Raw genomic sequence first — 20,476 nt, 5'->3', positions numbered from 1 at the left:
CAACAGAGCGGATAACCGCGAGATTCGCGTCACTAAATATCGACTATTTCAGATAGTTGGTCGGTACAGCGGTCGTAAATTTCAACTCCTCCATCGAGATCGATGAATTAATCTGCGAAAACTCCAGGCGCTCGATCATGGTCTTATACACTTGGTCGAGCGCCTCGACGTCGGGCACCAGGACCTTGAGGATGTAATCGACGGATCCTGTCAGTCGATAGGCTTCCACAATCTGCGGGATATTCTCCAGCAACTCCCTGAATTTCATCAGCCATGCCGCTTCGTGCCGCGGCGCCGTGATCGATATGAACACGGTCATCGGCACGCCTGCCTTTTTTTGATCGACCAATGTCACGCGCTCGCGGATCACGCCCGCTTCCTCGAGACGCCGGATACGTCGCCAGCATGGCGTCTGGGATAGCCCGACCTCTTCGGCCAGGACGCCGACGGCGCGATCCCGCTGCTGCAAGAGGTCGAGGATCTTGCGGTCGATCTCATCAAAACGCGTCGTCATTTTCAAAGCTCCCATCAGCCACCACAGCCAAGCAAGGCCGAAATTCGATGCTCCCGAGGAAGCCATACCGAGCATCTGCACGGCCAGATCGAGCACAAACCTGAATCTTTGTTCTAGCAATAGCGCGTTTTTGGATAATTTAATCTACGAAAATAGCTCACAAATAGCACTAAAATGCAATTTTATTCCATTTTGTAGATCATTATTGACACTTTTGTGATTATGCCGCAATTTTGTTCCTGCCTGCAGCGTGAGCAACCGGCTGCAGCGACATCAACCCAAAAGGGATCATCATGAGAGGCGTGAAAAAGCGGCTTTGGCTGCTGGGCGGAGCTTTGTGCGCATTTGTGGCGTCGGCACAGGCCGAAGACGTCAAACGAGGCGGCACCGCGGTCATTCACATGAACACCGAGCAAGGCGTCCTCAACCCGGCGCTTCGCGCATCGACCGGCGTGTACCAGATCACCGGCAAATTCATGGAGCCGCTGATCGACAAGTCTTATGACGGTTATGTCGGCGTGCTGGCCACCGACTGGTCGTCATCGGCCGACGGCAAGGCGATCACTTTCAAACTGCGCCCCGGCGTGAAGTGGCATGACGGCGCCGCCTTCACCTGCGACGACGTTGCCTATTCCGCGATGAATCTGTGGAAGAAGCTGCTGAACTATTCCAGCACGCTGCAGGCCAATCTCGACGCGGTCGACTGCCCCGATCCGACCACCGCTGTATTCCGCTATTCGTCGCCGATGCCGCTTGACCTGCTGGTCGCGGCCATGCCGGATCTTGGCCACCCCGTGCCGAAGCATCTCTATGACGGCACCGACATTCTCAAAAACCCCTACAACCAGAAGCCCGTCGGCACCGGCCCGTTCAAGTTCCAGAAATATGAGCGCGGCCAGTACATCATCGCCGAGCGCAATCCCGACTACTGGCGCGGCAAGCAGTACCCCTATCTCGACCGCATCATCTGGCGGTTCATTCCGGACAAGGCGGCAGCCGCCGCCGCGTTCGAAGCCGGGGAAATCCACGAATCCGGGTTCAACGGCATTTCGATGGAAGACATGCAGCGGCTCGGCAAGGATCCGCGCTTCGACATGGGGCCGAAAGGTTTCGAGAACAACGTCGCCCACTCCACCGTCGAGTTAAATCTGCGCAACCCGATCCTCGCCGACATCCGCGTCCGCAAGGCGATCTATCACGCACTCGACACGGATTTCGCGCTGAAGACCATCATGCGCGGCTATGGCAAGAAGGGCACCGGCCCGGTGCCGACCGCTGGCGGCATCAACTACACCGCGGACGTAACGACCTATCCGTTCGATCCCGACAAGGCCCGAGCTCTGCTCGACGAGGCCGGCTACAAGCCGGACGCCAACGGCATCCGCTTCAAGCTCCGGCACCGTCCGGCACCCTGGGGCGAATACACCCAGCTCTGGGCGGAGTATTATGCGCAGGCGCTGAAGAAGATCGGGATCGCCGTCGAACTCGTCACGAACGATGCACCGGGTTTCCTCAACGGCGTCTATCGCGACCACAATTTCGATACGGCGAGCGGCTGGCATCAGTTCCGCGCGGACCCTGCGGTGTCCACCACCGTCTGGCTGCGCTCGGGCGCACCGGTCGGCACGGCCTGGTCCAACCAGTTCGGCTACAAGTCCGCCGAAATGGACAGGCTGATCGACGACGCCGCTGCCGAACTGGATACGTCCAAGCGTGCCGGCCTGTATCACCAGATACAGAAGCTCGCGATGACCGACCTTCCGGTGATCTTCGCCATCGAACATCCGTTCCTCGGCATCACCAGCAAGAAACTCAAGAACCACCACAACACGCCGCGCTGGGATTCATCCAGTTGGTACGACCTGTGGCTTGACAAGTAGCGCCGCCACGCCGGGGCATCGCCTGCCCCGGCGCCTTTCATCACGGGAAGCCCGCTGACATGAGCCTGCATATTCCGCCCCTTCTGGGTTACGCGCTGCGCCGAACCATCCAGTCGGCCCCGATCCTCATCATGATCATGATAGGCAGTTTCCTGCTGATCAAACTCGCCCCCGGCGACACCGTCGATGCGCTGGTCGGCGACATGGGCGGCGCCGATCCGGCCTTCGTGGCCCGGCTGCGTGTCGAATATGGCCTCGACCAGTCCGTCTTCGTTCAGCTGTGGCGATACATGGCCAAACTAGCCCAGTTCGATTTCGGCTGGTCCCACGTCTATGAGCAGCCCGTCACCACGGTCCTTCTGTCCCGGCTCGGCAACACGCTGTTGCTGATGGTCAGCTCGTTGTCACTGGCCTTCGTGTTCGGCATCGCGCTCGGCGCCTTCGCGGCACGCCTCGCCTATTCCATCACCGACAATGCGATCTCCACGCTCGGCCTCGTCTTCTATGCGATGCCGTCCTTCTTTCTCAGCCTGCTGATGATCCTGATCTTCTCGGTCAAGCTCGGCTGGCTGCCGGTGGGCGGCATCCGCACCATCGGCGCCTTCAACGAGGGCTGGGCCGATGTCGTCGATGTCGCCCGCCACCTGATCATGCCGACGGCGGCGCTGTCGCTGATCTATCTCGCCTTCTACATGCGCCTGATGCGGACCAGCGTGCTGGAAGTCTCCGACTACGATTTCGTCCGCACCGCACGCGCCAAGGGCGCGGGCAGCACGCGCGTCATGTATCACCACATCATCCGCAACGCGCTGCTGCCTGTCGTCACTCTGCTGGGCCTGCAATTCTCCACCGTCCTCGGCGGCTCGGTGGTGATCGAGACCATCTTCTCGCTGCCGGGCCTCGGCCAGCTCGCCTACACGTCCGTCGTCAAGCGCGACCTCAACACGCTGATGGGCATCATCGCGCTCAGCTCCATCATCGTGGTGCTCGTCAATATCGTGACCGATCTCGTCTATGCCTGGCTCGACCCGAGGATCGAACTGAAATGACCGTACTCGAAACCCGCCTCGCGCCCGCCGCCCCGCGGCAAAGCTCCGTCCTTTGGCGCCGCTTTCGCCGCAACCGCGCCGCTGTCCTCGGCCTCGGCCTCGTCATCCTCGTGATCGCCATGGCAGCGCTGGCCGGCGTGGTAACGCCCGGCGATCCGCTGCGCCAGGCCGGCGCACCGCTCACGCCGCCATTCACGGTGGCAGCGAATCCGTGGGGCACCGACCAGCTCGGCCGTGACATCATGGCCGGTATCTTCCACGGCGCTCGCATCTCGCTCGCCATCGGCATCGTCGCCACGCTGATCTCCATTGCGCTCGGCACCGTGATCGGCGCCCTCGCCGGCTATTTCGGCGGCCGCATCGACAACGCCTTGATGCGCGTGACGGAGACTTTCCAGACGATTCCGAATTTCGTTCTCCTGCTCACGCTGGTGGCCATCTTCGGCTCCAGCATCGAGCACATCGTGATCGCGATCGGCGTCGTGTCGTGGACAGCGCCAGCGCGGATGGTCCGCGCCGAGTTCATGTCGCTGCGCAAGCGAGATTATGTGGATGCCGCGCGCAATCTCGGAGTCGGTGACCTATCGATCATCTTCCGGGAGATCCTGCCCAATGCGCTGCCGCCCGTCATTGTGTTTGCCTCCGTGGTGATGGCAACCGCGATCCTGATGGAAAGCGCGCTCGCCTTCCTTAGCCTCGGCGATCCCAATTATGCGAGCTGGGGCAACATGATCGGCCAGGGCCGCGCAGTCCTGCGCACCGCCTGGTTCTGCTCCGTCATCCCCGGCATGGCGATCCTGCTCACCGTGCTGTCCTTCAGCCTGCTCGGCGAAGGCCTCAACGACGCACTCAATCCGAGGCAGAAGAAATGACCAGCATGCCCGCGCCTATCCTCGAGATCGACAACCTGCAGATCAGCCTGCCGGCCGGCGCCGATCGCCCGCATGCGCTGTGGGACTTCAACCTCACGGTCGGTGCAGGCGAGATCGTCTGTCTCGTCGGCGAAAGCGGTTCGGGCAAGTCACTGGCGGCCAATGCGGTGATGCGCCTGCTGCCCGAACCGCATGTGCGCGTCACCAAAGGCGCGATCCGGCTTGACGGCACGGATATCTTGTCGCTGTCCGAAGCCGGCATCCAGGCGATGCGCGGCGATCGCATGGCGATGATTTTCCAGGAGCCGATGACCGCGCTCAACCCGCTCAAGACGGTCGGCTGGCAGATCGATGAAGTGCTGCGTCTGCACACCAAGCTCAACCGTACCGAGCGCAGGGCGCGCGCGCTGGAAATTCTCGCCAACGTCCATATCCCGGAGCCGTCCTCGGCCTACAATGCCTATCCACACCAGATCTCCGGCGGCCAGCGGCAGCGCGTGATGATCGCGATGGCGCTTGTCCTGAAGCCGCGGCTCATTATTGCCGACGAGCCGACCACGGCGCTCGACGTCACCACGCAGAAGCAGATCCTGAAGCTGATCAAGGATCTGCAGAGCGCACATGGCACCGGCATTCTCTTCATTACCCACGACTTCGGCGTGGTTGCGGAGATCGCCGACCGCATCGCCGTTCTGTGCCTCGGTGAGATGGTCGAGCAGGGGCCGGCCCGGCAGATCCTGACCGATCCGCAGCATCCCTACACCCGCAAGCTGATCGCCGCCGTTCCGGCCATGACGCCGCCGCCGACCAAGCCGATGTCGTCGCAGCCGATCGTGCTCGAAGCCAGGGGCCTGTCGAAGACTTTTGCCGCCCGCGGAGGCCTGTTCTCCGGCAAGCGCAGCCGCGTCGCAGCGGTGAAAGACCTGTCGTTCCAGCTCCGCCGTGGCGAGACGCTCGGCGTGGTCGGCGAGAGCGGGTCCGGCAAGACCACCGTCTCGCGCATCGTCACCCGTCTGCTCGAGGCCGATGGCGGCGAGGTGACGATCGACGGCCGCGACCTCATATCGGCCTCGACACGCGAGCTCCGCGCCTTGCGAAAAGACATCCAGATGGTGTTTCAGGATCCGATGGCGTCGCTGAATCCGCGCCGCCGCGTCATCGAACTGATCGCGCAGGGGCCGATCGTGCAGGGCGTGTCGCGCGATGTGGCCTATGCCCGCGCCCGCGAACTCCTGTCGCTGGTCGAGCTGCCGGCCGCGGCGGCCGATCGTTATCCGCATGAATTCTCCGGTGGTCAGCGCCAGCGCATCGGCATTGCCCGTGCGCTGGCCATGGAGCCGCGTGTCATCGTCGCGGATGAGCCGGTGTCAGCGCTGGATGTCTCGGTGCAGGCTCAAGTGCTGCGACTCTTGACCGATCTGCGGGAGCGGCTGCATCTGTCCTTGCTGTTCGTCACCCATGACCTGCGCGTGGCGGCTCAATTGTGCGACAAGGTCATCGTGATGTCCCGCGGCGAGATCGTCGAGGCCGGACCGACCGCGGAGATCTTCGCCAATCCGACCCATCCCTATACACGCGCACTGCTCGCCTCCATTCCAGGTCGTGACTGGGAACCGCCAACCGTCGTCGATGCAGCGTAAGGCCACAAGGAAGTAGACCAGATGACCACACTTGCTCCCGAATTTCCGAAGTCGATCTGGGCCGCCACGGCGCCGTCGCGCGCGATAGCGCCGGCGCTCTCGGGCTCCGTCGAGAGCGAGACCGTGATCATCGGCGGTGGCCTCAGCGGCGTGTCCGCTGCCCTGCATCTCGCACGCACCGGCCACAAGGTGGTGCTGCTCGAAGCCATGGCGGTGGGTTGGGGCGCATCGGGTCGCAACAACGGGCAGGTCATTCCCACCATGACAGCGGCCGAGCCGGATGCGATCCGCAAGCGATACGGCGAGGCTGGTGACCGCTTCGCACGGCTGATCGGCAATAGCGCCGCCTATCTGTTCGATCTCGTGCGCGAAGAGAACGTCGAGGCAGAGGCCGAGCAGAGCGGCTGGTTTCAGCCGGCGCATTCGCCCGGCCGCATCAAGCTGTCGAAGATGCGCGTCAATGCCTGGAGCCGGCTCGGCTTTCCCGCACGCTTCGTCGATCGCGAAGAAACCCGCGCGCTGCTCGGCTCGGACTTCTGGTATGGCGGTATGCTCAATCCGACCGGCGGCCACGTCAATCCGCTGGCGCTGTCGCGCGGCCTCGCCACTGCTGCCGAGCGCCACGGCGCCGTCATCCATGAGACGACGCCCGCCACGGCATGGCGGCGCGACGGCAATGGCTGGATCGTGACCACCGACGGCGGGACGGTGAAAGCCAAGAACCTGCTCCTCTGCACCAATGCCTATACCGGCGAAATCATCCCCGGCCTCGCGCTCCGGCTGGCCCGCACCGTCGTGCCGGTGCTGTCCTGGCAGATGTCCACGCCGCCGATTTCCGACAATCTGCGCGCCACCATCCTGCCGGGCCGGCAGGCGGTGTCGGATACCCGCGGCGACCTGCGCTTCTTCCGCTACGACGCCCGCAACCGGCTGATCACCGGCGGTGTCGTCATCGGCGAATATGACGTGCCGCGCCGCGTTGCCGCAAAAGCCTCGCAGAACCTGGCCGATGCCTATCCGGCGCTCGGCCCGGTCGAGATGAGCCATGTCTGGAGCGGCTATATCGGCATGACCTGGGACCGCTTCCCGCGCATCCACAATCTCGGTCCCAATGCCTGGGCCTGGATCGCCTGCAACGGCCGCGGCGTTGCGCTATCGGTCTCTCTCGGTCGCGAGATGGCCCGCGCCGTCAGCGGCGAGCCGTTATCCGATCTTGCGCTTCCGGTTTCGGAGCCAAGCCCGCTACCATTCCATTCGATCGCACGCCGCATCGCCCCCACCTATCTCGCCTGGCTCCGCCGCAAGGACCAGATCGAGATGCAGCCCTGACAGACGGGATCACCACCATGAAAGACCTGCCCATTCTTGAACGCCGCCGTATTGAAGCGATGATCCTCAAGCACGTGCACGACGTGATCACAGCCCGCTCCGGCACCGCCGAGGCCGATGCAGTGATCGGCGAAGCCTGCAGCCGCTCGGCCATCGAGCAGGGCAAGGGCTTTGCCGAAACACTCGGCCACGCCCCCGATCTCGAGGACTTCGCGGCGATCATGCCGCTCTGGACCAAGGATGACGCGCTGAAGATCGAACCGGTGCAGACGACACCGGACGCTCTCGATTTCAACGTGGTGCGCTGCCGCTATTCGGAAATGTATCGCGAGATGGGCCTCGGCCGCATCGGACATCTCCTGTCCTGCAATCGCGATGGCGATTTCTGCATCGGCTACAATCCCGACATGAAGCTCACGCGTACCCAGACCATCATGAGCGGCGCCAGCCATTGCGACTTCCGCTACCGGATGGAGCCCGGCACCAGCGACGCGAAGACCGAAGGCTGAAAGAACGATATCATGGCTGTTGATAACTGGGTGTCCGCCCATCTGGAGCAACTGATCGCGTTTCGTCGCGACCTACACAGTAATCCTGAACTGCTCTACGACCTGCCGCGAACGTCCGCGCATGTTGCCAAAGCGCTGCGCGAAGCCGGTTGCGACGAGGTCGTCGAGGGCCTCGGCAAGACCGGCGTCGTCGCCATCGTCCGCGGCAAGACCAACAATTCGAAGCGCAGCATCGGCCTGCGCGCCGACATGGACGCGTTGCCGATCCTTGAGGAGACCGGCAAGCCATGGGCCTCGCAGGTCCCCGGCAAGATGCATGCATGCGGCCATGACGGCCACACCACCATGCTGCTCGGCGCCGCCATCGGCCTCGTGCAAAGCCGCAACTTCGACGGCACCGTGGTGCTGATCTTCCAGCCCGCCGAGGAAGGCGGCGCTGGTGCCAAGGCGATGATCGACGACGGCTTGTTCAAGCGCTGGCCCGTCGATGAAGTGTACGGCATGCATAACCGGCCGAACCTGCCGGTCGGCGAATTCACTATCGCGCCCGGTCCCATCATGGGATCGGTGGATATTTTCGAGATAGAGATCACCGGCGTCGGCGGTCATGCGGCCTCACCGCACCAGACCGTCGATCCGATTCCAGTCGTAGCGAGCCTGATCCATGCCGTGCAGACCATCACTGCACGTACTATCGATCCGATCGACTCGGCGGTCATCTCCATCACGACGCTGAAGGCCGGCGATGCGTTCAACGTCATTCCCCAGACCGTGCAACTAAGCGGCACTGTTCGGACCTTGCGCGACGCCGTGCGCGATCATGTGGAGACACGGCTGAACCAGGCTGTGTCGGGCATCGCCGCGACCTATGGCGCCACAGCAAAGCTCGACTACAAGCGGCTCTATCCTGTCACGCTCAACCATGCCGACGAGACCGAGCTTGCAGCACGCGCCGCCGAAATCGTTGCTGGTGTCGGCCGCGTCAGCCGCGACATGCCCAAAACGCTCGGCGGGGAAGACTTCGCCTTTATGCTGAACGAAGTCCCCGGCGCGATGATTAATATCGGCAACGGACCGGGCGCGAACCTGCATCACCCGTCCTACGATTTCAACGACGAGGCCATCGCCTGGGGCTGCTCCTATTGGTGCGAACTCGTACGCCAGCGCCTGCCGCTGTGAGCGTGCAACCGGCCAAACTGACATGCCGCCTGCAGGCGGCTGGAGAACGATAACTGTGCAACAGACAATAACAACGACTGAAACCAGCGGATGCCCCGCGCTGATCCCTCTGCCCGATTGCAACGGACGGGAGTGGGCGCGGACGGCGATCTCGCGGCTCCAGGGCGATGGTCGACGCTCGGCCGATACACATCTGCTGAAACCGCTGTTTCCCGGCCTTCCCGGCATTTCGATCTATCTCAAGGACGAAAGCACGCATCCGACCGGTAGCCTCAAACACCGGCTCGCCCGCTCTTTGTTTCTATATGGCATATGCAATGGCAAGATCGGGCAGCACACGACGCTGGTGGAGGCATCGTCAGGCTCCACCGCGGTCAGCGAAGCCTATTTCGCCCAATTGCTCGGCCTGCGCTTCATTGCCGTGATGCCGCGCTCGACCAGTCGACAGAAGATCCAGGCGATCGCGGGCTTCGGCGGCGAATGCCACTTCGTCGATCGCGCCGCCGACGTCTATGACGTCGCACTCGCGATCGAACGTGAAACGAACGGTCACTATCTCGACCAGTTCACTAATGCCGAACGCGCGACCGACTGGCGCGGCAACAACAATGTTGCCGAAAGCATCTTCCGCCAGATGGAGGAAGAGGAGTTTCCCGTTCCCGAATGGCTGGTCATGAGCGCCGGCACGGGTGGCACGTCGGCGACGCTCGGCCGCTACATCCGCTATCGCAATCTCGACACCAGGCTTTGCGTCGTGGACGTCGAGAATTCCGCATTCTACGATGCGTGGAAGAACGGCGACCTGCAAGCAACCGCGTCCGGATCGCGCATCGAAGGTATCGGCCGGCCGCGCGTCGAGCCATCCTTCGTGCCCGGTGTCATCGATCACATGATCAGAGTACCAGATGCCGCTTCCATCGCGGCGGCGCATGTGCTGTCCGAGCGCCTGTTCCGCCGGATCGGCGGCTCCACCGGCACCAACTTCTTTGGCCTGTGCTGGATCGCCGCCAACATGATCCAAGAGGGTCGGCGCGGTTCGATCGTCACGCTGATCTGCGACAGCGGGCATCGCTATGCCGACACCTTCTATGATCGCCAATGGCTGGCGACGAACAAGATCGACATCGATCCCTATCGTCGGATGCTTGATCGTTTCCTCGACACCGGCGTGTTCGAGCAGCTTTTTCCCGACGCGATCGCATCATGACGCCATCGCTGAGTCTTCTGTGGCTCATCGATCACGACTGACTGACAACACCAACTGGCACTTTGCGGGCAGCACAGATGCTCGCCGCTGCAAAAACGATCGGTCGATATGACGGTCATCGAGGAAAGGCTGGCGGCTGGACGTCGAAATCCCGACAACCGCCGCCGTGAGCGAACTATGTGCCAGCTGTAACCTTGGGCAATCAACCGATCATCTCAGGCCAATTGTGCCTGCTTCTCTCTGGCAAGCTTGATGATGCGCATCGCAGCAAGCACGGGGAGTCCCCCAGCTTCGAAGCAAGTCAAACAGCCGCACGGCTGTGCGCGACCAGTCTACGCACACAGTAAGGTCGCATTCGGCGGCAATCTCGACCGCATCAAATGATGCGCCCGCTACGGAAGGTCCAGCCTGGCACGGTTCTTGAATTCGTTTGAAATCGAATCTCGAAAACACGGCGACATCTCAAGGAAGGTGATCCGTATGCCAAGCACTGACCCGATTAACCCGCAGCGTTCAGACAATTCCATCGACGTGAGCGGGATAAACGACGACGCGGAGCGAGACATCCCATTCGCTATGGAGGGCATCATCTATTTTCACAATCCTGCGGCGATACAGATCCGCGATTTGATCAAAACTCTAACCCAGCATATTTCGGACAAATCCCGCAGTGTTTGTTCGCGGCTAACGTCGTGAGGGACACGCCGCTGCCGCATCATAGCTGCGTTAATAAGCGCATCAATTCTCGATCAGCCAGTTCGCAACAGCGAACAATTTGGCATCGGCGTGCTGAGCACCAATGATCTGCAGGCCCAGCGGCATATTTTCGTCCGAGAACAGCGGCAATGTGAGCGCGGGCGCACCGAGCACGGAGGCGCCGACATTGAAGGAGGGATTGCCAGTATAGGTAATGCCCTTCGGCGCGGCGCCAGTTGCATCCAGTGTAACAAACGCATCCGCCTTGGTCGCAAGCCGCTCGAACGCGACACGCAACTCGGCCCGGCGCTTCATCAGCTCCCGATAACCGTCCAGGCCTAACGCGTCGGCCTTGACGATTTGATCCAGGGCGCTCGGGCTGAGGCCCTGCCGGTCGCGATAGGCGACGCTCTTCAACGGCCAGCGCGACTCATAGCCGATAATGTCAAAGCCGAACTGCAGAATATCCGTAATCGATTTTTCGAAAGCATCGAGATCGGGATCGTTGTCACGCGAGATGATCTGCACGCCGGCGGCGCTCAGAACACTGAGCTTACTCTCGAGTTGCTGCCGCGCTTCATCCGTCGCCAACGCCCAACCGGGTGTTTCCAGCTTGATCAAACGAGTCGGCTTGAGTGGCCCCGCCAGCTCCTCTGAACCGAACAGACCTGGCTGGCCGGGATCGCCGCCACAGCGCTGCACCATGTCGTAGCTCGTGTGCCAGATATCCTCCAGGCTGGCGCCGATGAGGCCGATGCAGCTATGGCTCTGGAAGTCGTGGCTGCCGCCGCGATTGATCGCACCGAATGTCGGCTTGTAGCCGAACGCACCGCAATAGCCGGCCGGTCGCAGCACCGAACCGATCACTTGCGTCCCGAGCGCCACCGGCAGAATACCTGCTCCCACCGCACTGGCCGACCCCGCACTCGATCCACCGGACGTACGCTCATGATCGTGCGGATTGCGCGTGTCGGTGGCATAGGCACCGGCGAATTCCGTGGTCTTCGTCTTCCCTACGACAGCCGCCCCCGCCTCGCGGAGCGCGAACACTGTGGCCGCATCACGCCGCGGCTGGTTGCCGTCATGGGTGGGCGAGCCCATTCCGGTGGGCATGTCGAATGTCTCGATGACGTCCTTGATGCCGACCGGCATGCCATCGATGCGTGACAGTGGACGACCATCGCGCCAGCGCGCCGTGGCAGCATCGGCGGCAATGCGGGCACGCGGCAGCGACAGAGCTGCAAAAGCAGACAGCTTCGGCTCGAGGACTTGCAGCCTTGCGATCGACCGCTCTAGGAATTCGCGCGGCGTATCCTTGCCGGTCCGAAACTCGTCCGTCGCGGCATGGAAAGAGACGAGAGATGGTGACGGTAAGTTGGACATCGGACACTCCGGATAACGGCGAAATCCGCAGACGGCGGATTGATGATTAATGTGCGGCTGCGCCGCTGAAATCCCGCGGCAGCCTCGTCTCGGCCACGCGCACCGTGCGGATCGCCGCCGGCGTATTGCGGCTGCGGCCGACGAAACGCGGGACGCCATCGCTGACGACGGCCGCCACTGCGGGCACATCGCCATTGCGCAGGCCTGACAGCGCATCGTCCTGCGATCCGCCGGCGCATGCATCGATCAGCACCAGATCGGCATCCTTGCCGACCTCGAGGAAGCCGCTGTTGAGACGATAGACCCGCGCATTGTTGCCGGTGGCCGCCGCGATCGCCTGTTCGGGCGGGATGCCGCCGAGGCTGGCGAGATGGCTGATCGTATAGAACATGCCAAGCGGCATGATGCCGCTGCCGGTCGGCGTATCGGTGGCAATCAGCAGCCGCTCGGGTTGCTTGACGTCATCGAGCAATTTCGCGGTGAGCAGCGCAGTGCGTAGATTTCCAGCGGTGCAGAGCTGCAGCGCGATGTCGCTCTCATTGACGAGGCGCGCAAAGCCCCCTTCCGGCATCGCCGTCGGTCCGCCATTGACGTGGAAGGAGACGCTGGGATTCGACTTCAGCACATGCTCGGCCCAGATGCCGGACGAGCCTGGGATGGAGGAGCCTCCGGTATGCATGGTCGTCACCATGCCGAGATTTCGCGCGGCCAGCATCAGAGGGGCATAATCGAACGGCGTATCGAAAGCACCGAAGCCGGCTTTGGCCAGCCACAAGCCCGCTTTCACCAGCTCTGCGAGATCGTCTTCGGTGAGACCGGGCTCGAGAATGATCGAGCCGGCATGCACGCGCATGCCGCCGGGACGATAATCGAGAAAACAGGCGCGCGCCGCGAGCGCCAGCGCCTTGACGCCGGCGGGGTCCTTTGGGCGACCAGGCACGTGAACTTCCGACGCGGTGATCGAGGTGGTGGTGCCGCCATGCACATAGCTCTCGAGATAACCGACCACGCGCTGCCGCGGGGTATAATCGCCGAAGGTGATGTGAACGTGGCTGTCGATCAGGCCGGGAATGGCGGTGGTGCCGCCCGCATCGATCACGACATCGGCTGCGGAGACCTGCTGCGCCGACAACGTGCCGATCGCACTGATGCGACCGCTCTCCATAAGGATGCCGTCGCCTTCGGCGAATGGCGCCTTGATGTCGCCAGTGACGATGGTGCCGATATTGACGATCGCGGTGCGCATGGACTGCTCCTCCACTCAAAACTTTCGTTGCAGGCTTGGCGATACACCAGCCGGCTCAGCCGTGCCAGCGCAGCAGATGCCGGCGCAGGACGATGATGCCATGATCCGCGAGCCAGCCTGCGGCGAGCATCACAATCAGGATGGTGAACACCGTCGTAGTCTCGAAGAAGCGCTGCGCATAAACGAGATTGCCGCCGAGCCCGCCGCCGCCTGCGATCATCTCCGCCGTGAAAGCGCTGATCAAGGCATAGGGCACGGCGACGCGCACGCCGCTCATCAGCGACGGGAACGCTGCCGGAAGGATGATGCGCCTTAAGATGCCGAGCCGCGTCTCGCCCATGGCACGCGCCGCCCACAGCTGCACCCGCGATACTGTCTCGGCCCCGGCTTGGGCGACGATGATGAATGGGAAGATGCTGGTGAACGTGACAAGCGCGATCTTCGACAGATGATCGATGCCGAACCACAGGATGAAGATCGGCAGGAACGCCACCTTTGGCGCGGGGAAGCCGAGCAAAACCACCGGATTCATCAGCCAGCGGAACCAGCGGATCTGCGACATCAGGAAGCCGATGATGACGCCGCCGACCATGGCGATGACCAGCCCCGCCGCCGCACGATAAAGGCTGACGAAGAGTGGTTCGAACAGTTCGCCGCTGACGATTTGCTGGAAAAGGCTGGCAAAGACGCTCGACAGTGGCGGCAGGAAGATCGGCGATACCAGACCGGCGCGGGTGACGGCTTCCCAGATGAGCCCAATCAATACGATGGGATACAAAGCCAGCAGGCTGCGGGAGATTTGCTTCAGGCTGAACATGGCCGCTCCCTCAGATTTCGGCATTCGACCGGCCCTGCCAGCGCAGCAGGTAGTCGGTCAGCATCACGAGCAGCGCATCGACGAGACAGGCGACGGCAACGATCGCGACTACCGCGGCAAACATGTAGTCATAGGCACCATTCTCGCCGAACATGAAAATCAGCTTGCCGATACCGACCTTGGCCGCGATCATCTCAGCGGCGACGGCAATGACGAATGAGAAGCCGAGCGCGATGCGGGCGCCGGTAAGAATCCCATGCATCGAGGCCGGCAACTGCACCAGCCGCATCACATCGCGCGGCGATGTGCCCATGCAGCGCGCACTCCAGAGCAGGATGCGCGGCGTGTCCTGCACCGCGTGATAGGTATAGATGATCATCGGCAGCACGGTGGACAGCGTGATGGCGAGAATGCTGGTGGTGCTGCCGATGCCGAACCACAGCATCAACAGCGGGACCAGCGCTGTCTTCGGCAGCGAATAGGTGCTTTTCACAATCGGACCGAAGAAGCCTTCCGCTCGCGACGATACCGCCATCCACGCACCGAGAGGAACGCCGATTACCATGCCGAGCACGAGACCTGCGATGCTACGGTAAACCGTGGCGCCGAGATCCTGATAGAAGGACAGCTGGACCGCCAGCTTCTCGACCGCGATGACCACCGCGGCCGGCGATGGCAAAAAGGACGGATCAATCAGGTTCAGATGCGGCAGCGCCGCCCAGACGCCGACCCAGATCATCAGCGGCAGAACGAACGAGGCGACCTTCTTCGCCCGGGACGCGATCGACATCAGACCGCCGCCGGGGCTGGCTGCGTCACCTGTTGGCGAACGCTCACCCAGACTTCGTTACGAATCTTGCGATACTCGTCCGACAACACAACCTGCTCCCGCGTCAGGCTATGGTCGAGATTGATCTCGAAATGCTCGACAAAACGGCCGGGGCGCTTCGACATCACACAGACGCGGTTGGACAGGTAGACGGCCTCATCGACGTCATGAGTGACCATGACCACGGTCTTGCGATTGATCCGCCACAAACGCAGCAACTCGTCCTGCATCACCTCGCGCGTCTGCGCATCGAGCGCACCAAACGGCTCGTCGAGCAGCAGAATGTCCGGCTCATAAGCGAAGGTGCGCGCCAGCGCGACGCGCTGCTTCATCCCGCCACTGAGCTCGCGCGGGAACGATTGCTCGAAACCCGTAAGGCCCATGATACCGACATAGCGCGCGACGATATCCTTGCACTGCTGATCCGGCACCGCCTTGCGTTTCAACGCATAGGCGATGTTCTCCCACACGGTAAGCCAGGGAAACAGCGCATATTCCTGAAACACCACGCCGCGATCGAGGCCCGGCCCGGTGATCGGCTTGCCGCCGCTCGACAGCTTGCCGGTGCTCGGGCTTTCGAAGCCGCCGAGCATATAGAGCAACGTGCTCTTGCCGCAGCCCGACGGCCCCACGATCGACAAAAACTCACCTTCGGCAACGCTCAGATCGACATTGTCGAGCGCAAGCACCGATTTGCCATCACGCGAAAATGTCTTGGAGACACCGCGAACCGAGATCTTTGCACTGTCGCCCATCAGAATTCCGCCAATCGAGAAATCACGATGCCGCGGCATGCTTTCGCAGTGCACCGCAGCCATCGCTCATCATTGCGCCATGATTTTAAGACGTTAAGATTATCAGACAATCGTGTCAAGCAAGCGACCGACGGCACGCTCTTTGCTCATCGCAATCCGATTGATTGCCAGACAATCTTATCTTTTGTTCCTGCTACACGACCAAAAAGGATATCATCATGCCTTCTCCGACTACGCGTGAGACGAATGCATTTCAACGCGGCATTTCCCGCCGAAAAATCTTGCAGTCTGCTCTTGCAGTAGGCGCAACGATCGGCGCTCCAGGCATTCTGCGCGCCGCACCGCCAGTCATTCGCTACGCCACAGCCGGCGGCCTCGGCCCGAACGAGACCGAGACGATCATCTTCACCGAATATATGCGCAAGAATGTGTTGAAGCGGATCGACAAGGACTACACGCTGGATGTGACCTATACGCGCGCAACACCTGAAGCAGCATCAATGCTGGCAGCGGGTCAGGTCGACATGGGCATCATGACGCCACCGGTCTTCGCCACCTCCGTCGTCAAGAATGCCGTGCCGAACGGATTGAAGATCGTTGCCGACTGCTTCCAGGATGGCCGCGACGGCTATGCGTCGCAGGCTTTCTTCGTGCTCGATGACAGCAGCATCAAAACCGTCGCCGACCTCAAGGGCAAGACAATCGCCGTCAATGCCTATGGCAGCACGCCCGACGTAGTTCTCAACGTGATGCTGGCCAAAAACGGATTGTCGGCACGCAAGGATCTCAAGGTGGTGGAGATCGCATTCCCCAATATCGGCGCGGCGCTGCGCGCCAAGCGCGTCGATTGCGGCGTGCTGCCGCTGCCGTTCGGCGCGACCGAGGCGGCAAAAGGCGGCATTCGTCCGCTCTTTGCCGGCAAGGACGTGCTGCCACCCTACTCCGTAACCATGCAGGTCGCGACCAACGACATCCTCAAGAAAAGCCCGGATGCGGTGAAGGCCTATCTCGCCGACTATGTAGACGCGCTGCACTGGCTCTACGCGCCGGAGAATCGCAAGAAGGCCGTGGAGTTCACCGCGGATCTCGTGAAGTCGCCACCGGAAGTGCTCGATGCCTACTTCCTCACGTCGAAGGACTACTATCGCGACAAGAATGCCTGCGTGACGCCGGCACTGGTGCAGACACTGGCGGATGCCATGACCAAGGATGGCCTGCTGCCGCGCAGCATCAACATGGCCGACTATATCGACACGTCCTATCTGCCGTTCCCCTGCTGAGGGAGAACCGCAAGCGAACGGGGACCGCCCCGTTCGCTTTTCGCCGCACTCAGCGTTTGAGATAACGGTGCGACATCTCGTTGGCATAGAGCGAGATCCCGAGCCCGGGCGCCTGCTGTGACGCCATGCCTTCGCTGCGAGCAAGAAATTCCTTCACGAGCGCGATCGAGCGGCGATCATATCCCGCCACCTGCCCGGCCAGCTTCAGCACTAGCGCATCGAGTTCGGCGTCCGCTACCGTTCGCGCCGCAAGGCCGATCTGCACGGCGTCGCGGCCTTCGATTTCGCGCCCCGTGAAAATGAGATCGCCGAGCAGATTGCGCGGCAACACGAAACGATAGTGACTGAGCACGATGGTCGGCGGAATACCGTGCGGGATCTCCGGAAAACTCAAGGTCGCTTCATTGGCCACCACCACGATATCGCAGCGCCCGGCGAGCGACAATCCGGCACCTTCGGCGCGGCCGCGCACCGAAGCGATCGTGACGGCGCGGCATTTCTGCACCGCTTCATTGAGCTGCTGGATGCTTTCGAATTCGCGCACGATGTCGAGCGGATCCGATGACTGCTCCGCGGGACGCTGCCGGCCGAGCGAGAAGTCCGGCCCCACTGCGCCGAGCACGATGACCGCCGGTCCGCCCGCCAAGGGATCGGCCGCCGCAAATTGCGCCGTGAGTTCGGCGATGCCTGCTGGATCAATTCGGTTCCCAGCTTCGGGGCGGTTCAGCGACAGGAAGAGGATATCGCCGTCGCGCTTCGAGAGAATGCTCATATCAGGTATCTCCTAAAATGCCGGACTGTTCAGGATGCGGTCGCTGACCGCAATCCGGCTCGATGCGTTAACCCGCATCTCCTCCCGCGCCGCTTCCATCTGCTCCGGCGTATGAATGCTTTGCTCGTCATCCAGCCATTGCCGGGCGAATGCATAGACGAAGGCACAACGCGCATAGCGCCTCTTCGCATAGCGCATCAGGCGCTGCTCGACCGAACCTTCGGTCGCCGTCATTTCAAGAGCGAGAACGAGACCATCCTCAACCGCCATCGCCGCGCCCTGGGTGAGATGCGGCGGCACGATATGGGCCGCATCGCCGCCGATTACCACGCGGCCGCGATGCCACGGCCACGGCACCAGCATCGGCTCGATCGGACTATAAACGATATCGGATTTGGCATTCAGCCCTGTACTGATCTCCGCGACATAGCCGCCGAACTGCGCGAGACGCTCTTTCAACATATCCGCGAAAGTTGCGCGATCGTAGAACGCGTCGATGGGCTCCGGCCTGATATTGAACAGATACATCAGATCCTTGGTAATCGGCATCGCGCCCGCTTTGCCACCGAGGCCCTGCATGAATTCCATACCGGTCACCTCGGGCACGCGCGGCACCTGGATCCGCCAACCGCCTATTCCGCACGGCTTCGGCCGAAACATGGTGCCGACCACATGTAGTCGCGCGGTCGAGCGGATGCCATCGAAGCCGATCATCAGATCAAAGCTGCCGTGATTGCCATCGGACAGGATGACATCGACTCGATCGCCTGCTGCATCATCGATCTGCGTAACCTGGCAGCCGAATTTTATCTTGACGCCCGCACGCTCAGCCGCGCCGAGCAGGATGCGATGCAGATCAGATCGACGAAGCGCGCAGACTGGCGGCACTCGATGGTCACCCAGCAGGAATTTGTGCGCGGCGATCAGATTGTGATCAGCATCGAAGATGCTCATGTGGTCATAGACATAACCGGCATCGAGCACATCGGCGAGCAGACCGAGCTTGTCATAGACGCGCAGCGCATTGGCCGGCTGGCCGAGCCCGACGCCAGGCACGTCGAAATTCGGCTGCCGCTCGATCAGTGTGACTTCGACGCCGCGCTGGGCGAAAGCCAGCGCGCATGACAGACCACCGACGCCGCCACCGGCCACCAGCACATTCCCGATGACGTTCATTCGACTGCCCTCATATCCACGCCAGGTTCGCCGGAAAAGACAATGGACTTTCTGATTCTATTGTCAGACAATCTGACTTGTTATGTAACTTAAGTTATATATCTCGGCGCAGGCGTCAATGCATAAATGGAGGGTCAGATGACGGAATCGGAAAACGCGGTGTATCAGCGACAAGGCTTTGGCCAGAAACTCGGCTTCGGCACGTCGAGCGCGCTGGTGATGATCGACTTCACCCGCGGCTTTGTCGATCCCGCCGTGCTGGGCGGCGGCAATATCCAGGATGCGGTAACTCATACTGCGACCTTGCTCGCCGCCGCGCGAAAGGCCAGCATCCCTATCGCCTTTACGCGACACACCTACGCACCGGACGGCAGCAATTTCGGCCTGTTCAATATCAAGCTGCCCGGCAACAACCTACTCACCACCGACAATAGCAATGTCGAGATCGTGCCGGAACTGACGCCGCAACCCGGCGAACTGGTGATCGACAAGCAATATCCCTCGGCCTTCTTCGAAACGGGCCTGGCGAGCTGGCTGGCGACCAAGCGAGTGGACACGCTGATCATCACCGGCTGCACCACCAGCGGCTGCGTGCGGGCATCGGCGGTAGACGCCATGTGCTCCGGGTATCGCCCCATGGTGGTGCGCGACTGCGTCGGCGATCGAGCCACCGGCCCGCATGAAGCAAACCTGTTCGACCTTCAGCAGAAATATGCGGATGTAATCTCGCTGCAGGAGGCGCTCGATCACCTGCCGCCGAGCGGCAGCAATATGTAACAGCCGCACGGCGGCTAGCTCTCCGGGCTGCCCACGTAGAACGCAATGATTTCGTGGGCGGCCGCGCGTTCGCGCGCACTGGCACCGAAGCGGAATTTCTCAACCTGCGCATGTGCACGCTCGACGATGTCGTAAAGGCCGCGCTCGCCAGCCTCGGTGGCACGCACCAGCATTGTGCGACGATCCTCTTCCGCAGGCGCGCGCGTGGCCAGCCCGGCGGCATCGAGCTGCTGCACCAAGCGTGACGCGAGCGCGGGAGCGACATTCAGGCGTTCGGCAAGCTGACCTACCGGAAGCGCACCTCCCTTCGCACCATAGATCTGGATCAGCGCCTGATGCTCAAGCGGGCCGAGCCCTGCATCGCGCGCGCAGCCATCGATGATCATCTGGACCTTGCGAATGACATAACGGGCCTGCGCGACCTCGGTCATATAGGCGCGAAACGTATAGCTATGCGCCGAGCCATTGATATCGCGCCACGACACGCGTTGGGTTTCGATCATGTGCTGGACGGCTTTCGCTCAAACAGGGCCCTGGGATCGCGGCAACTCGCGCGAAGATAACTT

General features: G+C 61.9%; 19 protein-coding genes. 10 read left to right on the top strand and 9 right to left on the bottom strand.

The window, feature by feature from the left end; all coding sequences use genetic code 11:
• Positions 1-43 precede the first annotated feature (43 nt).
• Complete coding sequence (locus AC1RQ5_RS10215) at positions 44-610, bottom strand: Lrp/AsnC family transcriptional regulator (protein WP_493198698.1); 567 nt, start codon at positions 608-610, stop codon at positions 44-46.
• Between the two features lie 197 nt (positions 611-807).
• On the opposite strand from AC1RQ5_RS10215, the gene AC1RQ5_RS10210 reads away from it, so the two are divergent.
• The 8 genes from AC1RQ5_RS10210 to AC1RQ5_RS10175 all read left to right on the top strand — a co-directional run bounded on the left by AC1RQ5_RS10210 (position 808) and on the right by AC1RQ5_RS10175 (position 10,179).
• Complete coding sequence (locus tag AC1RQ5_RS10210) at positions 808-2,394, top strand: ABC transporter substrate-binding protein (RefSeq protein ID WP_493198696.1); 1,587 nt, start codon at positions 808-810, stop codon at positions 2,392-2,394.
• A 65-nt stretch (positions 2,395-2,459) separates the two neighbouring features.
• A complete protein-coding gene (locus tag AC1RQ5_RS10205; RefSeq protein ID WP_493203372.1) occupies positions 2,460-3,443 on the top strand; it encodes an ABC transporter permease in 984 nt (327 codons plus the stop codon).
• Entirely contained in the window at positions 3,440-4,315 is an 876-nt protein-coding gene (locus AC1RQ5_RS10200; RefSeq protein ID WP_493198694.1) for an ABC transporter permease, read from the top strand. The genes AC1RQ5_RS10205 and AC1RQ5_RS10200 overlap by 4 nt, the downstream gene beginning before the upstream one ends.
• A gap of 5 nt (positions 4,316-4,320) precedes the next feature.
• Positions 4,321-5,955, top strand: a complete 1,635-nt coding sequence (locus AC1RQ5_RS10195) for an ABC transporter ATP-binding protein (RefSeq protein ID WP_493198692.1) — start codon at positions 4,321-4,323, stop codon at positions 5,953-5,955.
• 21 nt (positions 5,956-5,976) lie between these two features.
• Entirely contained in the window at positions 5,977-7,284 is a 1,308-nt protein-coding gene (locus tag AC1RQ5_RS10190) for an NAD(P)/FAD-dependent oxidoreductase (RefSeq protein WP_493198690.1), read from the top strand.
• A 17-nt stretch (positions 7,285-7,301) separates the two neighbouring features.
• Positions 7,302-7,793, top strand: a complete 492-nt coding sequence (locus AC1RQ5_RS10185; protein ID WP_493198688.1) for an L-2-amino-thiazoline-4-carboxylic acid hydrolase — start codon at positions 7,302-7,304, stop codon at positions 7,791-7,793.
• Between the two features lie 12 nt (positions 7,794-7,805).
• Positions 7,806-8,972, top strand: coding sequence for a M20 aminoacylase family protein (locus tag AC1RQ5_RS10180; protein WP_493198686.1), 1,167 nt, complete (start codon positions 7,806-7,808; stop codon positions 8,970-8,972).
• A 67-nt stretch (positions 8,973-9,039) separates the two neighbouring features.
• Positions 9,040-10,179, top strand: coding sequence for a PLP-dependent cysteine synthase family protein (locus tag AC1RQ5_RS10175; protein ID WP_493203371.1), 1,140 nt, complete (start codon positions 9,040-9,042; stop codon positions 10,177-10,179).
• A 738-nt stretch (positions 10,180-10,917) separates the two neighbouring features.
• On the opposite strand, the gene AC1RQ5_RS10170 is transcribed toward AC1RQ5_RS10175, so the two are convergent.
• From AC1RQ5_RS10170 to AC1RQ5_RS10150, 5 genes are read right to left on the bottom strand one after another with little or no spacing between them, the layout of a single operon-like run.
• Positions 10,918-12,258 (bottom strand): amidase, encoded by a 1,341-nt coding sequence (locus AC1RQ5_RS10170; RefSeq protein WP_493198684.1) that lies wholly within the window; start codon positions 12,256-12,258, stop codon positions 10,918-10,920.
• Positions 12,259-12,304: 46 nt separating this feature from the next.
• The gene (locus AC1RQ5_RS10165; protein ID WP_493198682.1) at positions 12,305-13,504 is read right to left on the bottom strand and encodes an amidohydrolase family protein; all 1,200 of its coding nucleotides are present in this window, start codon (positions 13,502-13,504) and stop codon (positions 12,305-12,307) included.
• A 55-nt stretch (positions 13,505-13,559) separates the two neighbouring features.
• Entirely contained in the window at positions 13,560-14,321 is a 762-nt protein-coding gene (locus AC1RQ5_RS10160) for an ABC transporter permease (RefSeq protein WP_398476141.1), read from the bottom strand.
• Between the two features lie 10 nt (positions 14,322-14,331).
• Positions 14,332-15,111, bottom strand: a complete 780-nt coding sequence (locus tag AC1RQ5_RS10155; protein WP_493198679.1) for an ABC transporter permease — start codon at positions 15,109-15,111, stop codon at positions 14,332-14,334.
• Positions 15,111-15,905 carry an ABC transporter ATP-binding protein gene (locus AC1RQ5_RS10150; RefSeq protein ID WP_493198677.1) on the bottom strand — a complete coding sequence of 265 codons (795 nt, stop codon included), beginning with the start codon at positions 15,903-15,905 and terminating at the stop codon, positions 15,111-15,113. The genes AC1RQ5_RS10155 and AC1RQ5_RS10150 overlap by 1 nt, the downstream gene beginning before the upstream one ends.
• Positions 15,906-16,123: 218 nt before the next feature.
• Between AC1RQ5_RS10150 and AC1RQ5_RS10145 the strand changes: the two genes are divergently transcribed.
• The gene (locus AC1RQ5_RS10145; protein WP_493198675.1) at positions 16,124-17,185 is read left to right on the top strand and encodes an ABC transporter substrate-binding protein; all 1,062 of its coding nucleotides are present in this window, start codon (positions 16,124-16,126) and stop codon (positions 17,183-17,185) included.
• Positions 17,186-17,234: 49 nt separating this feature from the next.
• Here AC1RQ5_RS10145 and AC1RQ5_RS10140 read toward each other — a convergent pair whose 3' ends face one another.
• Both AC1RQ5_RS10140 and AC1RQ5_RS10135 read right to left on the bottom strand, forming a co-directional pair.
• Entirely contained in the window at positions 17,235-17,957 is a 723-nt protein-coding gene (locus AC1RQ5_RS10140) for an enoyl-CoA hydratase/isomerase family protein (RefSeq protein ID WP_493198674.1), read from the bottom strand.
• Positions 17,958-17,969: 12 nt separating this feature from the next.
• Entirely contained in the window at positions 17,970-19,133 is a 1,164-nt protein-coding gene (locus AC1RQ5_RS10135) for an FAD-dependent monooxygenase (protein ID WP_493198673.1), read from the bottom strand.
• A gap of 138 nt (positions 19,134-19,271) precedes the next feature.
• On the opposite strand from AC1RQ5_RS10135, the gene AC1RQ5_RS10130 reads away from it, so the two are divergent.
• Positions 19,272-19,910: an isochorismatase family protein gene (locus tag AC1RQ5_RS10130; RefSeq protein WP_493198671.1), complete on the top strand. Its 639-nt coding sequence runs from the start codon at positions 19,272-19,274 to the stop codon at positions 19,908-19,910.
• A gap of 14 nt (positions 19,911-19,924) precedes the next feature.
• Here AC1RQ5_RS10130 and AC1RQ5_RS10125 read toward each other — a convergent pair whose 3' ends face one another.
• Positions 19,925-20,413 (bottom strand): MarR family winged helix-turn-helix transcriptional regulator, encoded by a 489-nt coding sequence (locus AC1RQ5_RS10125; protein ID WP_493198669.1) that lies wholly within the window; start codon positions 20,411-20,413, stop codon positions 19,925-19,927.
• Between the last annotated feature and the right edge of the window lie 63 nt (positions 20,414-20,476).

The organism is Tardiphaga sp. GW821-FHT12E02, from assembly GCF_058807155.1.
The sequence above is the reverse complement of the archived record's forward strand: the minus strand, read 5'-3'. Positions and strand labels throughout refer to the sequence as shown.

Excerpts from the sequence above, each read along its gene's own strand:
- AC1RQ5_RS10210 (WP_493198696.1), top strand. The coding sequence starts at position 808 with ATGAGAGGCGTGAAAAAGCGGCTTTGGCTGCTGGGCGGAGCTTTGTGC.
- AC1RQ5_RS10200 (WP_493198694.1), top strand. The coding sequence starts at position 3,440 with ATGACCGTACTCGAAACCCGCCTCGCGCCCGCCGCCCCGCGGCAAAGC.
- AC1RQ5_RS10195 (WP_493198692.1), top strand. The coding sequence starts at position 4,321 with ATGCCCGCGCCTATCCTCGAGATCGACAACCTGCAGATCAGCCTGCCG.
- AC1RQ5_RS10190 (WP_493198690.1), top strand. The coding sequence starts at position 5,977 with ATGACCACACTTGCTCCCGAATTTCCGAAGTCGATCTGGGCCGCCACG.
- AC1RQ5_RS10185 (WP_493198688.1), top strand. The coding sequence starts at position 7,302 with ATGAAAGACCTGCCCATTCTTGAACGCCGCCGTATTGAAGCGATGATC.
- AC1RQ5_RS10180 (WP_493198686.1), top strand. The coding sequence starts at position 7,806 with ATGGCTGTTGATAACTGGGTGTCCGCCCATCTGGAGCAACTGATCGCG.
- AC1RQ5_RS10170 (WP_493198684.1), bottom strand. The coding sequence starts at position 12,258 with ATGTCCAACTTACCGTCACCATCTCTCGTCTCTTTCCATGCCGCGACG.
- AC1RQ5_RS10165 (WP_493198682.1), bottom strand. The coding sequence starts at position 13,504 with ATGCGCACCGCGATCGTCAATATCGGCACCATCGTCACTGGCGACATC.
- AC1RQ5_RS10160 (WP_398476141.1), bottom strand. The coding sequence starts at position 14,321 with ATGTTCAGCCTGAAGCAAATCTCCCGCAGCCTGCTGGCTTTGTATCCC.
- AC1RQ5_RS10155 (WP_493198679.1), bottom strand. The coding sequence starts at position 15,111 with ATGTCGATCGCGTCCCGGGCGAAGAAGGTCGCCTCGTTCGTTCTGCCG.
- AC1RQ5_RS10150 (WP_493198677.1), bottom strand. The coding sequence starts at position 15,905 with ATGGGCGACAGTGCAAAGATCTCGGTTCGCGGTGTCTCCAAGACATTT.
- AC1RQ5_RS10145 (WP_493198675.1), top strand. The coding sequence starts at position 16,124 with ATGCCTTCTCCGACTACGCGTGAGACGAATGCATTTCAACGCGGCATT.
- AC1RQ5_RS10140 (WP_493198674.1), bottom strand. The coding sequence starts at position 17,957 with ATGAGCATTCTCTCGAAGCGCGACGGCGATATCCTCTTCCTGTCGCTG.
- AC1RQ5_RS10135 (WP_493198673.1), bottom strand. The coding sequence starts at position 19,133 with ATGAACGTCATCGGGAATGTGCTGGTGGCCGGTGGCGGCGTCGGTGGT.
- AC1RQ5_RS10130 (WP_493198671.1), top strand. The coding sequence starts at position 19,272 with ATGACGGAATCGGAAAACGCGGTGTATCAGCGACAAGGCTTTGGCCAG.
- AC1RQ5_RS10125 (WP_493198669.1), bottom strand. The coding sequence starts at position 20,413 with ATGATCGAAACCCAACGCGTGTCGTGGCGCGATATCAATGGCTCGGCG.